This is a genomic window from Synechococcus sp. R55.2 (assembly GCF_047462075.1).
In the GTDB taxonomy this organism is placed as follows: domain Bacteria; phylum Cyanobacteriota; class Cyanobacteriia; order Thermostichales; family Thermostichaceae; genus Thermostichus.
Genome location: NZ_JANSIH010000060.1, coordinates 1 through 1,230, shown reverse-complemented (window position 1 = coordinate 1,230; position 1,230 = coordinate 1). Strand labels below are relative to the sequence as shown.

At 55.5% G+C, this 1,230-nt stretch carries 1 protein-coding gene; it reads left to right on the top strand.

What is annotated here, in order from left to right:
* Nucleotides 1-115 precede the first annotated feature (115 nt).
* Nucleotides 116-1,230 (top strand): RNA-guided endonuclease InsQ/TnpB family protein (locus NW838_RS02270; RefSeq protein WP_414427425.1); only part of this gene is annotated, 1,115 nt, incomplete at its 3' end.

Below are 1,230 nucleotides of genomic sequence, written 5' to 3'. Positions count from 1 at the left end.
TCACCAAATTTTCGGGCTGGAGGCCCGCACCATAGCCGCAGGCTTGGTGTCGGGAGGAAAGCCCTCCTCCATATAGGTTTGCTGGTCAAAAGTCTGGATGAACTACAATAAGCCCATGAGCCAGACTATCTCTGTACGTTGCAAGCTGATAGTCCCACAAGAGTTGCGTCAAGAAATTGACCGCACTTTGCAGGGCTTTGCGAATGCTTGCAACCAGATTCTCGACACCGCCAAACAAAAGAACTGCTGGAACACCGCCAAGCTGCACCACTTGGTCTATCGGCCGGTAAGGGCAGCAACGGGGCTGAAAGCCAACCACGTCTGTCAGGCGCTCCGTCGGGTGATTAGCAATGCCAAGGCGGTGAAGCAAGTCCACAAGTTCCGCCCCACCAGTCTGACTTTGGACGCTCGTACTTTTAAGTACCGAGAGTCCGACCAAGCCGTGGGCGTGACCCTGATAAGCGGACGGGTTTGGCTCAAGCTCAAGATTGGCGGTTATCAAATCGCTTTGCTGCGGGGGCAAACGCCCACCAGCGCTACTCTGTCCAAGACCAAGCAAGGGGACTACTACATCAACATCGCTGTTGAGCTGGACACTCCCCCGACTGGCAAAACTCCAAAGGTAATCGGAGTTGACTTGGGCAGGCGGGATATCGCCACCGCTAGCAACGGACGCTCTTGGAGTGGAGAACACATCCAGGCCGTCCGTGACCGGTTCAGCCGTGTACGCGCCAAGGTTCAATCCAAACGCACTCGCAGCTCTAGGAGGCTGCTGAGAAGGCTCTCTGGGAGAGAACGGCGCTACCAGACATGGCTGAACCATAACATCAGCAAAACCTTGGTCAGGGATGCCCAGGCTATTGGTGCGGCACTGGCTTTTGAAGACTTGACAGGCATCAGAGATTGCCTGAATCAGAAGTCTCGAAGTAAGGCTGAGCGGCGCAGGACTAACAACTGGGCGTTCTACCAGCTCAGGATGTTTGTGGCCTACAAGGCTGCCATTGCTGGAGTGCCTGTGGTGCTGGTGCCGCCTGCCTACACCAGTCAGACCTGCCACAAATGCCTGCACATCCACCCTGAGCGGGGTAAGTCCTACCGCAATGGTAAGTCGTTCAAGTGTGGACACTGCGGGTGGGAAGGGGATGCTGACCATAACGCTGCTCAAGTAATCTCTCTCCTTGGGGCGACTGTAAACTCGCCTGAAATTCCGAAACTTAGCTGTCCTCTGGG